This is a genomic window from Anaeromicropila populeti, from assembly GCF_900112775.1.
Classification (GTDB): domain Bacteria; phylum Bacillota; class Clostridia; order Lachnospirales; family Lachnospiraceae; genus Anaeromicropila_A; species Anaeromicropila_A populeti.
In genome coordinates, this window is sequence record NZ_FOYZ01000008.1 from 141041 (window position 1) to 157212 (window position 16172).

General features: G+C 35.3%; 19 protein-coding genes. 3 read left to right on the forward strand and 16 right to left on the reverse strand.

The features are described 5' to 3' along the window. Positions 1 to 16: 16 nt before the first annotated feature. The 5 genes from BM305_RS11420 to BM305_RS11435 all read right to left on the reverse strand — a co-directional run bounded on the left by BM305_RS11420 (position 17) and on the right by BM305_RS11435 (position 2350). Positions 17 to 418, reverse strand: coding sequence for an arsenate reductase ArsC (locus tag BM305_RS11420; protein ID WP_092560912.1), 402 nt, complete (start codon positions 416 to 418; stop codon positions 17 to 19). Next, a complete protein-coding gene (locus BM305_RS19130; RefSeq protein ID WP_177214684.1) occupies positions 411 to 569 on the reverse strand; it encodes a hypothetical protein in 159 nt (52 codons plus the stop codon). Before BM305_RS19130 ends, BM305_RS11420 begins: the two co-directional genes overlap by 8 nt. An 11-nt stretch (positions 570 to 580) precedes the next feature. Further along, positions 581 to 931, reverse strand: a complete 351-nt coding sequence (locus BM305_RS11425) for a thioredoxin family protein (protein WP_092560914.1) — start codon at positions 929 to 931, stop codon at positions 581 to 583. An 18-nt stretch (positions 932 to 949) separates the two neighbouring features. After that, positions 950 to 1963, reverse strand: a complete 1014-nt coding sequence (locus BM305_RS11430) for a permease (RefSeq protein WP_092560916.1) — start codon at positions 1961 to 1963, stop codon at positions 950 to 952. Between the two features lie 75 nt (positions 1964 to 2038). Next, positions 2039 to 2350 carry an ArsR/SmtB family transcription factor gene (locus BM305_RS11435; RefSeq protein ID WP_092560918.1) on the reverse strand — a complete coding sequence of 104 codons (312 nt, stop codon included), beginning with the start codon at positions 2348 to 2350 and terminating at the stop codon, positions 2039 to 2041. Between the two features lie 155 nt (positions 2351 to 2505). Here BM305_RS11435 and BM305_RS11440 point away from each other — a divergent pair, with 155 nt between their 5' ends. After that, positions 2506 to 2847 (forward strand): four-helix bundle copper-binding protein, encoded by a 342-nt coding sequence (locus BM305_RS11440; RefSeq protein WP_242940521.1) that lies wholly within the window; start codon positions 2506 to 2508, stop codon positions 2845 to 2847. Between the two features lie 55 nt (positions 2848 to 2902). Here the strand turns inward: BM305_RS11440 and BM305_RS11445 are convergent, their stop codons facing one another. Genes BM305_RS11445 through BM305_RS11460 form a run of 4 tightly spaced genes read right to left on the reverse strand, consistent with a single transcriptional unit; the run spans position 2903 to position 6098 of the window. Next, a complete protein-coding gene (locus BM305_RS11445; protein WP_092560920.1) occupies positions 2903 to 3145 on the reverse strand; it encodes a hypothetical protein in 243 nt (80 codons plus the stop codon). Then, the gene (locus BM305_RS11450; RefSeq protein WP_092560922.1) at positions 3138 to 4163 is read right to left on the reverse strand and encodes an ATP-binding cassette domain-containing protein; all 1026 of its coding nucleotides are present in this window, start codon (positions 4161 to 4163) and stop codon (positions 3138 to 3140) included. The genes BM305_RS11445 and BM305_RS11450 overlap by 8 nt, the downstream gene beginning before the upstream one ends. 1 nt (position 4164) lies before the next feature. Then, positions 4165 to 4857 carry a GTP-binding protein gene (locus tag BM305_RS11455; protein ID WP_092560924.1) on the reverse strand — a complete coding sequence of 231 codons (693 nt, stop codon included), beginning with the start codon at positions 4855 to 4857 and terminating at the stop codon, positions 4165 to 4167. Next, a complete protein-coding gene (locus BM305_RS11460; RefSeq protein WP_092560926.1) occupies positions 4854 to 6098 on the reverse strand; it encodes an ABC transporter substrate-binding protein in 1245 nt (414 codons plus the stop codon). Before BM305_RS11460 ends, BM305_RS11455 begins: the two co-directional genes overlap by 4 nt. Positions 6099 to 6247: 149 nt before the next feature. Here BM305_RS11460 and BM305_RS11465 point away from each other — a divergent pair, with 149 nt between their 5' ends. Further along, positions 6248 to 6907 carry a Crp/Fnr family transcriptional regulator gene (locus BM305_RS11465; RefSeq protein ID WP_092560928.1) on the forward strand — a complete coding sequence of 220 codons (660 nt, stop codon included), beginning with the start codon at positions 6248 to 6250 and terminating at the stop codon, positions 6905 to 6907. 13 nt (positions 6908 to 6920) lie between these two features. Here BM305_RS11465 and BM305_RS11470 read toward each other — a convergent pair whose 3' ends face one another. The 3 genes from BM305_RS11470 to BM305_RS11480 form a co-directional block, all read right to left on the reverse strand. Beyond that, complete coding sequence (locus BM305_RS11470; RefSeq protein WP_092560930.1) at positions 6921 to 7622, reverse strand: DUF421 domain-containing protein; 702 nt, start codon at positions 7620 to 7622, stop codon at positions 6921 to 6923. Positions 7623 to 7632: 10 nt separating this feature from the next. Then, positions 7633 to 8007, reverse strand: a complete 375-nt coding sequence (locus BM305_RS11475) for a DUF4363 family protein (RefSeq protein WP_177214697.1) — start codon at positions 8005 to 8007, stop codon at positions 7633 to 7635. A 103-nt stretch (positions 8008 to 8110) separates the two neighbouring features. Next, positions 8111 to 8974 (reverse strand): AraC family transcriptional regulator, encoded by an 864-nt coding sequence (locus tag BM305_RS11480; protein WP_177214698.1) that lies wholly within the window; start codon positions 8972 to 8974, stop codon positions 8111 to 8113. A 123-nt stretch (positions 8975 to 9097) separates the two neighbouring features. Between BM305_RS11480 and BM305_RS11485 the strand changes: the two genes are divergently transcribed. Further along, positions 9098 to 10588: a glycoside hydrolase family 43 protein gene (locus BM305_RS11485; protein ID WP_092560936.1), complete on the forward strand. Its 1491-nt coding sequence runs from the start codon at positions 9098 to 9100 to the stop codon at positions 10586 to 10588. 60 nt (positions 10589 to 10648) lie between these two features. Here the strand turns inward: BM305_RS11485 and BM305_RS11490 are convergent, their stop codons facing one another. From BM305_RS11490 to BM305_RS11505, 4 genes are all read right to left on the reverse strand, one after another. Next, positions 10649 to 11191: a beta-class carbonic anhydrase gene (locus BM305_RS11490; protein ID WP_092560938.1), complete on the reverse strand. Its 543-nt coding sequence runs from the start codon at positions 11189 to 11191 to the stop codon at positions 10649 to 10651. 11 nt (positions 11192 to 11202) lie between these two features. Next, on the reverse strand, positions 11203 to 11928 hold the full coding sequence (gene purC / locus BM305_RS11495; RefSeq protein WP_092560940.1) for a phosphoribosylaminoimidazolesuccinocarboxamide synthase: 726 nt from the start codon (positions 11926 to 11928) through the stop codon (positions 11203 to 11205). 466 nt (positions 11929 to 12394) lie between these two features. Further along, entirely contained in the window at positions 12395 to 14836 is a 2442-nt protein-coding gene (locus BM305_RS11500) for a nucleoside hydrolase-like domain-containing protein (protein ID WP_092560942.1), read from the reverse strand. A gap of 251 nt (positions 14837 to 15087) precedes the next feature. After that, on the reverse strand, positions 15088 to 15990 hold the full coding sequence (locus tag BM305_RS11505; RefSeq protein WP_092560944.1) for a nucleoside hydrolase: 903 nt from the start codon (positions 15988 to 15990) through the stop codon (positions 15088 to 15090). Between the last annotated feature and the right edge of the window lie 182 nt (positions 15991 to 16172).

Here is a 16172-nt window from a genome sequence, read left to right on the forward strand (position 1 = left end):
GTATGATTATTCAACATTATTTTTTCATGATATCATTCTTTAATTTTTTAACTTTATCTTCAATGATTCGAATCACTCTTATAAATTCATCATCACTTTTTCCAGTAGGATCTTCAAGTCCCCAATCTTCTCGATGTTTGCATGGTAAGAATGGACAATTCACATTGCACCCCATTGTTACCACAACATCAACTGCTGGAATACTCTCAAGCAGCTTTGACTTCTGTGTTTTCTCCATATCAATTCCATACATTTGTTTCATCAGGCGCACTGCATCCTGATTAATTTGAGACTTCACTTCTGTTCCAGCAGAATAACTTTCAAAGACATCAGAAGCAAAGTGTTTTCCCAATGCTTCGGCAATTTGGCTGCGGCAGGAGTTATGAACGCATATAAATGCTACTTTGGATTTACTCATTGAAAAACCATCCTTTCGTTCTATTTGCAATTTTTACAAGAGTTAACATAACAGGAACTTCTACCAGAACACCTGCTGCCATACAAATTACAACCCAGATAGTAAGATATTTTTCAAAGTAGCCTATTCCCTGTTTGTTCTCATTCTCCATATAACTCCTCCTTACCCTCGGACTTTTTGCAGTATTTTAATCACTTCTTCTGTCTTTAAAACCTTTCCATATGCTACTACTTTTCCATCCACAACAAGAGCAGGCGTTGACATAACTCCATATGCCGCGATTTTTGAAAAATCTGTTACATGTTCAATCGTGTCTTCCATCCCTAGTTTTACAAGTGCTTCTTTTGTTGCTGCTTCTAACTGGTTACATTTTGCGCATCCTGAACCAAGGACTTTTATTGACGCCTCTTCCTTCTTATCTGTTTTGCCTGCATCTATGGTATCTGAATCACAATTACCACCACAGCAGCACCCACTTTCTTCTTTTTTCTTTCCAAAATTAAATAATGCCATAATAAAACCTCCTATTTTTTATATAAATAAATATTGAAAAACATTAAAAAGGTAACCTACAATAATTATGCCAACCGTACAAATAACTATAAACATGCCTAAAAGCTTTGGCTTTACAGCCTTACGAAGCATTATCATGGATGGCAGGCTGAGTGTTGTTACTGCCATCATAAATGACAGAACGGTTCCCAACTGAGCACCTTTATAAAGTAGTGCTTCTGCTACTGGTATGGTACCAAAAATATCTGCATACATAGGAACCCCCAGTAAGACAGCAAGTACAACGCCAAATGGATTCTTACTTCCAAGAACGGTCTCAATCCAGCTTTCTGGAATCCAATTATGAATAATGGCACCAATTCCCACACCAATCAGTATATACGGAAGTACTTTTTTAAAGGTAGACACTACTTGGTCTTTTGCATAGATAATTCGATCCTTTTTTGTTAAATCAGGTGATTCAATATCCACACTGCCAGCTGATCGTATAAATTCCTCCACATGCTGTTCCATATGCATTTTTTCGATTAAGGTGCCGCCAATAACAGCAACAATGAGACCAACAATGACATAAACAATCGCTACCTTTATTCCAAAAATACTCATCAACAGAACAAGTGAGCCTAGATCCACCATAGGGGACGATATTAAAAACGAAAAGGTCACTCCAAGCGGCAGCCCTGCGCTAGTGAAACCGATGAACAGCGGAATGGAGGAACAGGAGCAAAACGGTGTAACTGTGCCAAGAAGTGCTGCCATAATATTAGCAGAAGTCCCGTGAAAACGTCCCATTATTTTCTTGCTTCGTTCAGGTGGAAAATAACTCTGAATATAGGAAATAAGAAAAATAAGGAAACACAATAATATTGTTATTTTGATTACATCATAAATAAAAAACTGTATACTTCCTTCAACATGCCCTGACGTATCAAGCCCTATGGAAGAAAGCATATTTCCGATAAGTGCATTAAGCCATTTCATACCAAGAACCTGATCTTGAAAAAACAGCCAAATATTTTTAAGAGTCTGCATAAAAATCTCCTTTCTAATTCATAAATCTAAATTTGTCGATATATAGTTCTATTTAAAAGCCATCTCGCTGATGGCTTAAGTACAGCTAGTCATCACAGCCGTACAATTAGTTTCGGTAATTTTGTCAAGCAGTTCTTTGGCATATGAACTACCTTCTGGACTTATCGAATAGTGTATCCATTTTCCATCTTTTCTTGCAATTACAACTCCCGAGTCACATAGAATCTTCATATGGTGAGATAATGTGGATTGACTAATATTCAAATCTTCTAACAATCTGCAAGCACATTTTTCACCAGACTGAAGTAATTCCAAAATCATAAGACGATTTTCATCGCAGAATGCTTTAAATACCTTTGCATTCTTTTCGTATTCATTATCTAGCACTTGCTCACCTCAAATCTATTTTTATCGATATATATATTATATGCTATAGTTCAAAAAACGTCAATCTATTTTTAATAAGAAAAATTGCATAACTATAAATTTATTTGACATAATAAATTATGTATCTAAAATTCAGAAATGAAGGAGTATTTATTATGTTAACTATGGCTACTCAAAAGAACCAAACATGTATTGATGCTTGTTCACGTTGTACCCAGGCTTGCTACGAATGCTTTCATGCTTGTTTAAATGAACCAGATTTAAATGCAAGAAAAAATTGTGTTAGTATGCTTATTGAATGTGCAATGATGTGCCAGATGTCAGTTTCTATGATGTCTATGAATGGACAGTTCTCACAGGAACATTGTTCTCTTTGTGCTAAGATTTGTGATACTTGTGCCGAGGAATGCAGCATGTTTAAAGATAATCATTGCCAACAATGTGCTGATGAATGTCGTGCATGCGCTGATGAATGTAGAAACATGTCACAAATGTAATTAAAAGGATAGACTGTGTACTATTATTTTTTATCAGTACACAGCCTTATCCCTCTTATTTATAATTAATACCCGCTGCCATAACATTAATTGGATCAAAAGCGTGACAAGGGGTAACCCCATAAACCATTCCACAGTTCTCACAGCGATCCTCAAATGTTACCATTTCAAATGTTTTGCCGCATTCACAGGTAATGAATAACGGTATTGGCATTGTCTGGTTTGAAAATCCCATCATGCGTAACTTTTCTACTATCTGCTTCCCATCTTGAAAACTTCCTGAACAACCTTCATGCATTGTAAAAATCTCCTTTCACGGTATTGCCGCCACGTAAATCAGCCCTTAAATTTTGTATGATACTATCCATTTTTTCAAGCTCTGACAATACATCCTTTTCATTTTCTGACGTTTCAATTATTTTTGATATTCCACCATTTTTAATAACGATTCTTTTTTTAGCCATAAGAGCCAGTGTAGGATCATGTGTTGCAATCAGCACAATTTTTTCTTCTCCAACTAATAACTTAAGCGCTTTCTTCCTGTCTATACCAGCATTTTCAATTTCATCAATCAAGACAATGGGCGATGTACTTAGAATTGCTGTGTCTGCAATCATTAATGCCCGCGACTGCCCTCCGCTCAAAGAGGTTACAGGCGTCTCGAGATTAAATTTTTCTCCAGCAAGATAATTCGCTGCTTCTACAATTCTTGCTACAACCTCTGCTTCCCTTTCAACCATACGGCTTTTTGCATGCAGTTCAATAAATTCACCTACTGTCAAATCAATTACAAAGTTCATATTTTGTGAAAGCTGTGCAACAAGCTTATTGCTGCTGGAAAAACGCCATTTTTTATCTGGAACCTCACCGTTAATCAATATGCCTCGTTTCGTTGGGGTATCTCTTTGTGCTGTCCACTCAATATCAGCCAGCAGTCTGGATTTTCCTGAACCTGTAGGCCCAACAATGGCTATAATATCACTTTTCTCAATTTTTAGTTCTCCAAAGGTTTCTTCATTTCCAGATTTATCTTGTCCAGCCAGAATCGTTAGTGAATCTACTCCCTGTTCCTTCTCCTCCCCTAAAAACTCCAACATTTGATTCATGTAAAGTATCAATTCCTCATCAAGTTTTGAAAGATCCATTGCCCATTCTTCTAGTTCATAATCTTCAAACTGCTTTTTATATTCCATCAGTGTCTTTTTTCCAGATCCGCTTATATCCAGCTTGTTATTTTCAAAATACGTTAATACAAAGGGATATTTTGAAAGGATTTCGTCTATCTTCATCTGCATTAATATTTCTCTAGTTACCATATTAATCCTCCATATTTATTTTTCTTACATTACCCATCTGATACTGCTCTCCAATTCTTTTTTCTCCAAGACAATAGGAACATAGAGCAGATGGCATTGCAAACCGAAGTTCCATTCCTTTTACTGAATCAATCTGATTCTCACAATCTTCAATAATCGTCCCTAACTCATATGCGCCTTGTCCCGTCAGTCCATTGACATGCATTACAATTGCTTTTGCATTCACAGAGCTTACTCTAGAAGAAAAAACCTCTCTCTCTGCTTGTGACACAATGTCACCTTTGGTAATAACAACAATATCAGCTGCCTTAAGCATAGGTCCGATTTTCTTAGGAGTATTCATGCCACTTAAATTATCAATCACACAAACTGCCTGGATATTTTTGATATAGGGAGAACATCTATTACAAAGTCCAGCACTTTCTGTAATCAAGATATCCAGTTTATTCTTTACTCCCCACTGTACAACTTCTTCAATATTACTGACAAAAAAATGGTCTGGACATAATGCACCAGATAATCCTTTTTTTACTGGTACTCCTGCTTTTTCGTATAAAACATCATCATCAGTATAAAGACAGTCAAATTTAATTACCCCCACCTTCAGACCTCGTTGTTTGATTGCCTGTATCGTTTTCAAGATAACAGATGTCTTGCCTGAAGAAGGTGGGCCTGAAAAAGTCACTAAATTCATCGTAATTCCTCCTCTGCACTTTTCTGAAACAATGCTTCTAATTTTCCAATTAACTCTCCCATATCCTGTTGGTTAATATAATCCCATCCAAGCCACATATACTGATTCTTTGGGTCAATTTGATTATCCACCTCAGGATGAACACTTGGAAACAATCCTTGATGTGATAGTATTTCACCAACCTGTTTTGAAGAAAAGAAATCAATAAACGGTAAAAGAACTTGTCTGGATTGCACTTTTGATAACATAAAAATAGGCGAGATGATTGCTCCATCCTTTGGCCACACTGCCTTCATCGGCCCCCCGTTTTTTGTCATCCTTGTAAAAAAGTATGGCATAATTGTAACCACTGGTTTATTTACTTTTCTTGTATGTGACTTAACCATTTCCGAAGGATGCATACTTTGCAAAAGACTTCTTCCAAGCTTCTTTATTCCTTCCTCTCCATATTGTTTATGAATATTCAGTAAAATAGCATTAAAAAGATCAAAATCTCCAATCGGAAGTGAAACTGCATTTTCATACTCTGGTTTAAGTAAATCTTCCCAGCTTTCTGGCATACTCCGTCCATTCAATTCATCCTGGTTAATCAAAAACACCGCAGGTACTACACCTAACATAGAGTATTGTCCCTTTGGATCTCTCAATTGTATTCTTTCATTTTCAAAATCCTGGTTATAGCTTTCAAAACCAGATAAGTCTTTGAATACTCCTTGAGACTTAAATTTTCCAATCAGTTGTTTATCAAAAAACAAATCAAAGCCTGCTGAAATAAATAAGTCTGCTAACACATCTGGGGACTTAGATTTCTTGACTTGTTCCTTGATCCAGTCGACTCCCATAGATGCAGCTTGTAACTGATAATCTAGTTCTTCTTTTACCTTTGGTTCTTGCTCTGTAAGCCACTTTTCAAATCCTTCTAATAAGGGAATCCGAATTGGACAGGGAAGAACCCCCTGAATGGAAACCGTTGCTTTATGATTTCTATTTTTTTGTACTAACGTTGTATCTGTATCATTTTGATTTCCCTCAATTAATTCTACAAGCCGCTCTTCAAAAGTGACCTCATTTACTTGTTTCATTTTAAGTGCCTGTCTCAGCGTAATTGTTTTGCCCATAGTCTCACGCATCGATTTATTTCTCATATTTTCAAACCCTGCATTAGCTAGAACTGCTATCGCCTCAGGATATTTTTCTGTGATATCATATATTGTATCATTCATTTCAAAATACGGATTCATAGTATTCCTCCATTCCTATTTGTCTATAATTAGTATTGACTTGTTAAACAGAGTTTACTATGATATAGATAAATTGTCTGTTGTTTTTACAACAGAATAATAAAATTATACATTATTTCAGAGGGGTTACCAGAAAGGAACGGGAAAAGATGACAGAGTATATCGAAGTTTTAAAAGAAATGGAGCTATTCCAAGGAATTAGTAATTCACAAATCCCTACATTATTAAGCTGTCTTTCTATAGGAGTGAGAAGTTATAAAAAAGGAGAAACCATTTTTCACAACCATGAAAAACTACATCACATTGGCATCATGCTTTCTGGAGATGCCCAAGTCATTCAAGATGATTTTTTTGGCAACCGGAATATTATGGCTAATCTGGAAGCAGGAAATCTATTTGGGGAATCCTTTGCTTTTTCCCTAATTCCCATTACCACAATCAATGTACTTGCCACATCAGATTGCAGAATACTGTTTATAGATTCTCAAAAGCTGTCAGCTCCTTGTAGGACTGGCTGTGATTTTCATCTTCTGTTAATACGGAATATGCTGCATATAGTATCTATGAAAAATATCTTGCTGACTGAAAAAATTGAACTTTTATCAAGACGCAGTTTACGAGAAAAGCTACTTTCTTATCTTTCCACCGCATCTGCAAAAATGGGTAACACTTCATTTACAATTCCGTTTAATCGGCAGGAACTGGCTGACTATCTCTGCGTTGACCGCAGTGCGCTTTCTGCCGAACTGTCCAAACTTAAAAAGGAAGGAATACTGAATTATCGCAAAAATTATTTTGAATTGCTTTGAAAACTTTATTCATTCAAAAAATAGGGGGTACTTCTTGTTCTCCTTCCTGTTTATCTATATATTTACTAATTGATAATTGGCCTTGGCTATCAAGTTCGGCTATCGATATATTTTCTATTCCCGCGCCAGATTTTTTTACTCTATCATCAAGCCACTGAATGCCAAGATTCGCATATTTCAAATTTTTATACTGAATTTCTCCATCAATAATTAGAGGTAATGCCAACCCTTCATATTTTGCATTCAATTTTAAATCTTTTAATGTTACTGGTCTCTGCTGTGATTTTTGAATTACAGAGATTTGACCATTGGGTTCAACTATTGCATATTCTACATCAGCTATCTTGAAATAATTCTTTAATCTAAGCTGTGAAATAAGAAACGATATATTCATGTTGTTTTTTCTCATTTCTTCTTTATCAATCTTTCCATGTACAATCACTACGCTTGGTTTTTGGTCTACATTATAGAATTTTTTACTTAATGACACCTTTCCTAAAAATACTGTGCATAATGCTAATACTAATACTCCTTCTGTTGCTTTTGACGGAATTTTATACACCAATGGCTCGACTCCAATAGTAGTCATAACCAAGATTCCAGCTAAATCATACGTTGTTATTTGAGCAATTGATTTTTTTCCAACAATTCTCAGTCCCAACCATACAACTAGAAACATAAAAATACACCTTATACTGTAAACAATTATTGTCATAAAATCCCTCCTACGGTTCAGGTACCAATTTTTTAAAGTTAGTCCAATCTCCACTAATCTTTGTTAGACTAATCAATGCATCGGCCTGACTTTTTATTTCTATTGCACTCTTCAGTTCTTTTACCGCAGTATTCATTTCAGAAAAATCCTGATCAGCATTGTTTATTTCAATCAGATATTTCCCTTTTGACCAAATTTTATTGAAATCATCATACGTTTTTTCAGCAGCTGTCCAATCCTTTTGCTGAATAGCATTATTTAAAGTACTTAACATACCTTCAATGCGATTATCTCTGTCAAAAACGTAATTTTGTAAAAAAAAGAATAGAGCAAGTAAAACTAAAATAAAAGCAGACAGTGATAACGTTAAAGATTTATTACTCAAAATATACGACTCCTTTCATCCAAAAAATGATTCTTTTCATATCTCAAGTAATACTTTTAACAATTAATCAAAAATTATGCACAATCAACCATTTACATCTATATTAATGTTTCCGTTTCCTAAATTCTCCTGGAGTCATATTATAATAACTTTTAAATCTTCTTGAAAAATAATTGTTATCTGGAAATCCACTCTCTTCCGCTATTTTTGAAATTAGATCTGTAGTATTGGTTAATAACACCGCAGCATGTTCAAGCCTCAATTGTATTACATATTGCATTGGCGTAATATGATACGTGTCACGAAAAATTCGCACAAAATGTCTTTTGGAAAGACACGCTTTATCTGCAATTTCTTCCAGGCTGATTTCATTTTGATAGTTTTTTTCAATGTATGAAACAGCACTGGCCATCCAAATTACCTTGTCTTGTTCTTGTGGCTCAGGTATTTTATATGTTCTTGCTAAAAAAACGACTAACTCCATAAAATAGGCTGTTATTAACTCTTTCCATCCTGGTACACGTTCCTTATATTCTTGCATAAGGCTTTCTGTCAACTGGAACACTTTATCAATTCCTTGTTTGGAAAGTCGAAATCTGCTACGAAACTCTGATTCTTTTGTCATATATGGTTCTAAATAAAAAAGCGCATGAAAACCTTCCGTTTCCTTTAATCTAGAGCTGCTATGAAAGAAAAATTCTTGACGGAACATAATATTACATGGCTTAAATTTTTTTGCATTTCTAAATTCATGTTCTACATTATTTCCAACAACAAATACATCCCCCTGAGAAACTGGATACATTTCTGTCCCAACAATATGATCAGCACTACCATCCATTACAATAACAAGTTCCGTAAAATCCTTATGGACATGTTTGAAAAAATCCCCTGAATGATAACCATACTGAATAAAAAACGGAAAACTTTTATCTTTTTGAAAAAACTCAATTTTCATTTCAATCATTTCTATCACAAGTCCCTTTTATGCTATAAAACGACCATATAATCATACCAACAGCTCCTTTATCATTGGTATAATTATAAATGATTTTACTCACAAATGCTATTATTATCTTATGGAGGTACTATGCAAATTCAAAATCCAATTGTACGAGGATTTTATCCAGATCCAAGTGTCTGTTTTGCCAATGGAAAATACTACATGGCATGCAGCTCTTTTCATTATTTCCCTGGTGTTCCTCTTTTTGAAAGTAATGATTTGATAAATTGGAAGCAAATTGGTCATTGCCTGACCAAAAAAAGCCAGATTCACTTAACTCAAATCAACAGCTCTGGTGGCGTATTCGCACCTACAATCCGATATTACAAGGGACGTTTCTACATGACTACCACCAATGACACCACACATCAAAACTTCTATGTGTGGACCGATGATATTTACGGTGAATGGTCTGAACCTATTTTTGTAAATCAAGGCGGAATTGATCCTTCCTTTTATTTTGAAGAAGATTATTGCTACTTTATGAGCAATGGTGCTGATGATGAAGGGGTACCTGGAATCGTCCAGTGTAAAATTGACATTACTACAGGTGAAAAATTATCCCAAAGCAAGACTATCTGGCAAGGTTCAGGGGGGAGATATTTGGAAAGTCCCCATCTTTATAAAATGAACGGCTACTATTATTTGATGGCAGCAGAGGGAGGTACAGAATATGGACATATGGTAACTTACGCCAGAGGTAGTCATCCTTTTGGCCCATTTGAAGGATATGCAAAAAATCCAGTCCTTACTAACCGAAATCTGGGCGGTTTTACAATTCAAGGTGTAGGACATGGCGATTTAATACAGGCTCCTGATCAATCATTTTGGATCATTCACTTGGGTTTTCGTCAAACAGGACAATATTCAACTTTTCATCATTTAGGAAGAGAGGTCTTTCTCTCTCCTGTTATTTTTCATGAAGATGGGTGGTTTACTGCTGGCATAGACGGAACCACACCTGAATATTTAGATATTCCTTATCTTACCCAGCCTCAAACACTACCTTTCTCTACTATTATTGATATCTCAGCTGCTAACTTAGAGTGGTGTTATTTAAGACATCCCTGTATAGAGAATTATCATTTTTTAAATGATATCATAACTCTACATGGAACAAATACGTCATTGAATGATGTAGATTCTCCAACATTTATTGGAATTAGACAAAAAGATTTTATAGCAGAAATTACTTGTAATGTATCTGTGAACAAAGGAGAAGCAGGTCTAACAGTGTTTATGGATGAAAACCATCACTATGATATTGCAATAGAAAAAGTATCCGATCAATATCAGGTCATACTCAGGCTCTGTGTGGGAAATATCAGACACATCGAAAAAACCTGTTTAATTAATACGACAGACACTGTTTCTTTAAAAATTAATGCATCGAGTCAGGAGTATATTTTTTCTGTTCAAAGTTCCGATGACACTATTTATCTTGGTAAAGGATTTACACGTTATTTATCCTCTGAAGTAGCTGGGGGCTTTACAGGAGTTATCATTGGGCTTTATGCACAAGATAAGGATGGACGAAATACAGCACAGTTTTCTGACTTTAAGTTTCAATATATGTAAATTACCAGAGTGGTCATTAAAGACCACTCATCCTCTATGCACTAACAATTTTAATAATTTTTATGTTATTTTTTTCAATTCACCTGTCAAAGTATCCATTAAAAACCCATACACCATAACCTGTTCTGGAACTAGTGGATGATTTTTTACTAATTCTACTGACCTTTGTATGGATCGTTCTTGTTCTACAAAGCCTTCTAGCCAGCTTTCTAAATCAATACTCTGCTTTTTTAGCTCTTCAAATTTTTTTTGTGGTATTCCATTCCTTTTCATCTTTTCTATTATTCTCTTACCTTGCGTAATCCTGGCTCCACAATCTGTATGTCCAATGACTAATATAGTATCAATCTCAAATTCATAGATTCCTATCAACAGACCTCTCATTGCACTTCCAAAAGGATTTGTAATGATTCCACCTGCATTTTTAATTATTTTTGCATCTCCGTTTCTTATGCCCAATGCAGATGGCAGCAGTTCTGTCAGCCTTGTATCCATACACGTAACAATTGCTATTTTTTTATCTGGAAATTTACTGGTACTATATTTTTCATATTCTTTATTTTTTACATAAAGATTATTATATTTTAAGATTTCATTTATCATAGACTGTTCTCTTAAATGGTTTTTCCCATTAGGCGTTTCAAAATTTCATTATAAGCATCTTCCTCACCACCCATGTTCCTTCTAAATCTATCTTTGTCTAATTTCTCTCCTGTTACAGAATCCCAAAACCGGCAGGTATCCGGCGAAATTTCATCCGCAAGTACAATTATTCCGTCTGATGTTTTTCCAAATTCCAACTTAAAATCAATCAGTTCAATATTTAAATCTTTCAAATAATTTGTCATAAATTTATTAACCATAAAGGAGTATTCTGCCAATGTATCTACTTCTTCTTTGGTTGCCCACCCCATTGCTGTAATATGATACTCATTTACCATTGGATCTCCCAGTTCATCATCTTTATAGCAAAATTCCAGCACTGTTTTATTCATTTTCGTACCTTCTGGTTTACCTACTCTTTTAGATAAAGAACCTGCAATAATATTTCTTACTATAACTTCTAAAGGTATAATCGTCACATTCTTTACAATGGTTTCTCTCTCTGATATCTCTTCTACAAAATGAGTGGGAACTCCTTCTTTTTCAAGAAGCTGCATCATGTGATTGGTTACAAGATTATTAATAATGCCTTTGTTATGAATGGTTCCTTTCTTTTCTCCATTAAACGCAGTAGCATCATCTTTATAGTCTACAATAAGCAGCTCAGGGTTTGATGTTGCATACACTTTTTTAGCCTTTCCTTCATAAAGTTGATTTCCTTTTACTAAATTTTTCATTACATATCCTCCTAATTATTTTTTTACCAATTTTCATTTTGCAGCTTTTTATCTTTTTCTATAACATCTTTTTTCATCTTTTTTTTGTAAGCAAAAGCTACTGTTACAACATGTTAATCACTGACACTACCCATAATTATTGCTACCTTTTTACTCATCACATAATCTCCTATATTTATATTGATAAATTATTGTTTAAAAAAAAGCCAATATCCTTTTTGTTTGGATATTGGCTTACTTACAACTTAGAATCACATTCTACTTTGTGTTGTCTTCCATAATTAAACTGTTCTATCGTTCTCTATCAAATTCGATGATAAAAACCCTTTTTATACTAACATAAAAGTGATTGCTGATTCTGGCTACATCTGTAACATTCGTCATCAATGTCTCCCTATCTCCTCTTTCACTTTCAAAATACTTTCATGTGCAATGATAGCATGAAAAATAGAATGTGTCAACATGATTAGCGAACGTTAATAATTACACGACGATAAGCGTATAAATTTGGAGAGCCATTATCATGTAATTCCAATATCACATGAATCGTCTTACCACTAGCACCTGACGGAATTGTGACTGTAGCAGTAGAGGCAGAAGCATTTGATATTGTAACAGTTCCTTGATAAGAACTTGGATTATTATAATAAAACCAATTATATGTCAGTGCATTTCCATCAGGATCACTAGATCCGTTGGCACTTAGTGTAATTTTAGAACCTGCTGTAGCTGACATTTGTAGTACATTCTTAGTATTGTCATTGTTTACAACAGCAATTGGATGGTGATTAGCACTAGAATATGAATTCTTGATACTCCAATCCATACGTGCTGCAAAGTCATTATTAATGGCAGTTTTCCAGCGGCTAATAGCTGCACCACCATCTGCATCACTATACATATAGTACGTATCATACTGGGACTCATTATAACTCTTGCCTCCTGACATACCTCTGATGCCAGACTTCTTAATGAAACGTCCACCCCAACCACCTTGCTCAACCATATCTAAATCATGAAGACCATTTGGTATAGTGTATAAGAAAGCAGGTGTATCACCTTCAATTGCATATTTTGGATCTGGATATACAGATCCAAGTGGACCGTGGTTCTGAATATTTGAATCAACCCAAGAGCTTGTTGGTTGCCAGTTGTAAACACCTGTACAGCGTATGTATAGAAGATTAGGGAAGTTTTTCGTCATCCAAGCTCCTGCATCATCTTGACCAAGGATATCATATACACGCAACTTACTGACGAATTCATTTACCTGTGCTTGTGAACGCGTATTCTTTACTTTCCACAGAGCCTGAGCGACCGTGTTTCCACCGCCCCACAGTTGAACCCAAACTGGACGAGAATCAGACTTATCCACTGCTGCAATGATTAGTTCTGAACCAGCACTATCTTTGCCACTACCAACACCAGCCATACCAAATGAGGTTTGACCTAGTTTGGATACGGACTTAAGGTATGCAAGGGTAGGATAACCACTGGCATGTTTCTGAAGATTAGAAACTACTTGTCCATAAGCATTCAGAATCGGATTGAGCAAATTGTTGGTATTTGTTAAACTTTGAGTAGGCTTCCAACAACTGGTACCCGAAATAATTCCTTCGATATCAAATTCATTAGCAGTAACCATAAGACGAACTAAAGATTCCTGATCGTCCACATCAGCACCCAAATCAGTCGTGATAATAACTCTAGGCTTAGTTCCTGACGAAGAAGTAGGCGTAGGAGTTACAGAAGGAGTTGGACTTGGTGTTGCAGATGGAGTCGGTGTTGTAGACCCATCACCAGTTACCGAAATATCATCAATATAATAATTAGTTCCGCTACTTGGTCCTTCAAAATATATGCTCAGTTCCGTCAATGTTCCAGTTACATCTAATGTATAATTACCAGATAACTGAATCCAGGAGCTATTACTTGCTGTTTTAGTAGAAATACTGCTATAAGATGTTCCATTCCTGTCTACCTTTTTCATAGTCATTTTAACAGTGCTACTTGTTGCATTGTCTAGTTTTACCCAGCCAGAACAAGTATATGTAACTCCATTTTGAACATTGGAAGTCAATTTCTGCATCGGTCCGTTCCACGTACTGGTTCTGCCTGTATGCAACAAGCTGTAGGTACCAGAATGTTTCTGAGTGGTTGAAGCAGTAAGTGTACCTGCACCATTAACAACCCATCCAGTAGTATTTCCTGTTTCAATTCCTGAATTAGTAATTATACTACCCACAGATGAAGTCGTTGGTGTTGGTGTTATAACTGGCGTTGGCGTCGTTACTGGCGTTGGCGTCGCTGTTGAACCATTACTGAATATGGCAAGACCTGCACACTGTGGGTCACCACTAATTCGTGCAAAATCCATAGTCAGGCTTCCGTCACTTACTGTCACATTATAAGGTCCATATTTGACCCAACTATTTTTTGTCATCTTTCCAACAGCTGTGGCAACAGTAGTTCCCTCTAGTTTAATGTCCACAGAACGTGCATTAGAAGAATAGTTTTCAGTTAGCCAGAAATATACTTTATAGCTACCATTAGCTATCGTTTGATTCATAGTAAAACTACTACTACTCTGATAGATAACACTGTTCAGCATGGTGTTCGTGCTTGTATCAACTGAAGGTGACCATGTGATACTATTTTTAAAGGTTTTGATTGCTGTAGTTGAAAACCCACTACTCAAAGCGGCACTGTAAGAAATCCATGCATTACCATCAATAGTCACAGCATCACCATTTAGATTAATCCCCTTTACAAAGACATCTGTAGCTCGCACACTGACAGATGGTACTGTGAACATCGTTACTAATATTGCAAATGTGCATATTATTGCCCACAATCTGCGCTTCGTTATGTACATTTTAACTTGATTTTTCTTACTTTTCGATTCCATCCTTCTCTCTCCTTATAATTGCATTATTTGTTGACTTGCTTTAAATTTACTTTACTTCCATTATCTCACTCCTCTTTTCTATTAAAATTATTAGATGTTGTAGCAAGCATCACCTCCCTACTCTTATTCATAATTTTATGAAACGGGTAAACGGGTAGATGTTAAAACCATCTGACAAGTTATCTTTTAGCATTCGTCCAGAATATTGAGAATTAAAAATCCATAAGTGCAAAAAGTAGTACAGTTTAAAGTTACATTTCCATATCTTCAGTTTCATATAGTAATTGTAGCTTGCATATAAAATCTTCAATAACAAACCTAGAGTTTATTGACGTATATACCCGTATCATAGGTCTTCCTTCTTCAAACCGGTACGTTGTATCATCATTAAAAATTGGAGCTTCACGATATACATAGCCACCACAGTTAGGTTCCAGTGCAACACCTATAGCTGGATTATCTCCTAATGACCAACTTTCTCCAGCTGTCCACCCAGCACATTCTGATGCATTATAGCTTAGCATGTTATCCAACAGATGCTTTCCAATTTTTCCACAAGGATATATTTTCTTTTGTATCTCTGCAAGTCCAATATGCATTGAACCATAAACATTATTAGGAATCTGCCAAAACTCTACTCCACTTGAAACTACTAAATTGATAGCCTCGATATCATTTCCAGCATTAAACTCTCGATGTCCAGATACACAATGATCTAGATTTTGACCACCTATCCATACAACTGTCATTTTAGAAATAATTTCAGGACATTTCTTAATAGCAGATGCAATATTGGTAATTGCTCCTATACATAAAACATATAATGGTTTCTCATCTTCTCGCATTGCTTCTTCAATTAAAAAGCTAGCTGCAGGAGAAATCTCTTTATCCGCAACTTGGGAAAGTGTTCCCTCCTCACCCATAAAAACAGGTATCGAAATAGACATCGCATCCAAAATTGTTATAATTTCATCATAGCTTCTTTTAGTTGTAGAAGGTTCTCCAAATTGCTCAGCAAATATAGCTTTTACATCAAATTTTTTACTCATAACTCCATGTGCTATAGCAAATGGATCATCTGCCTCACATGCTGCATCTGTATCAATAATTACTCTTAATCTCTTATATTCTGGAACTGTATAATTCAATGTCATATTTTACCTCCAACTGTAATTTTTTTAAGTAGAAGCTGTTACCGTTTTATTATAACTTAATGTAATACGCAACTTTCTTCTAATACTAAATCTATCTTCATAATACGTAATTAAATACTTAATTACAATTGATTATTAAGTTTTTTCTTCTCTTGTATTGACTAAATTTACTTAATTATTTA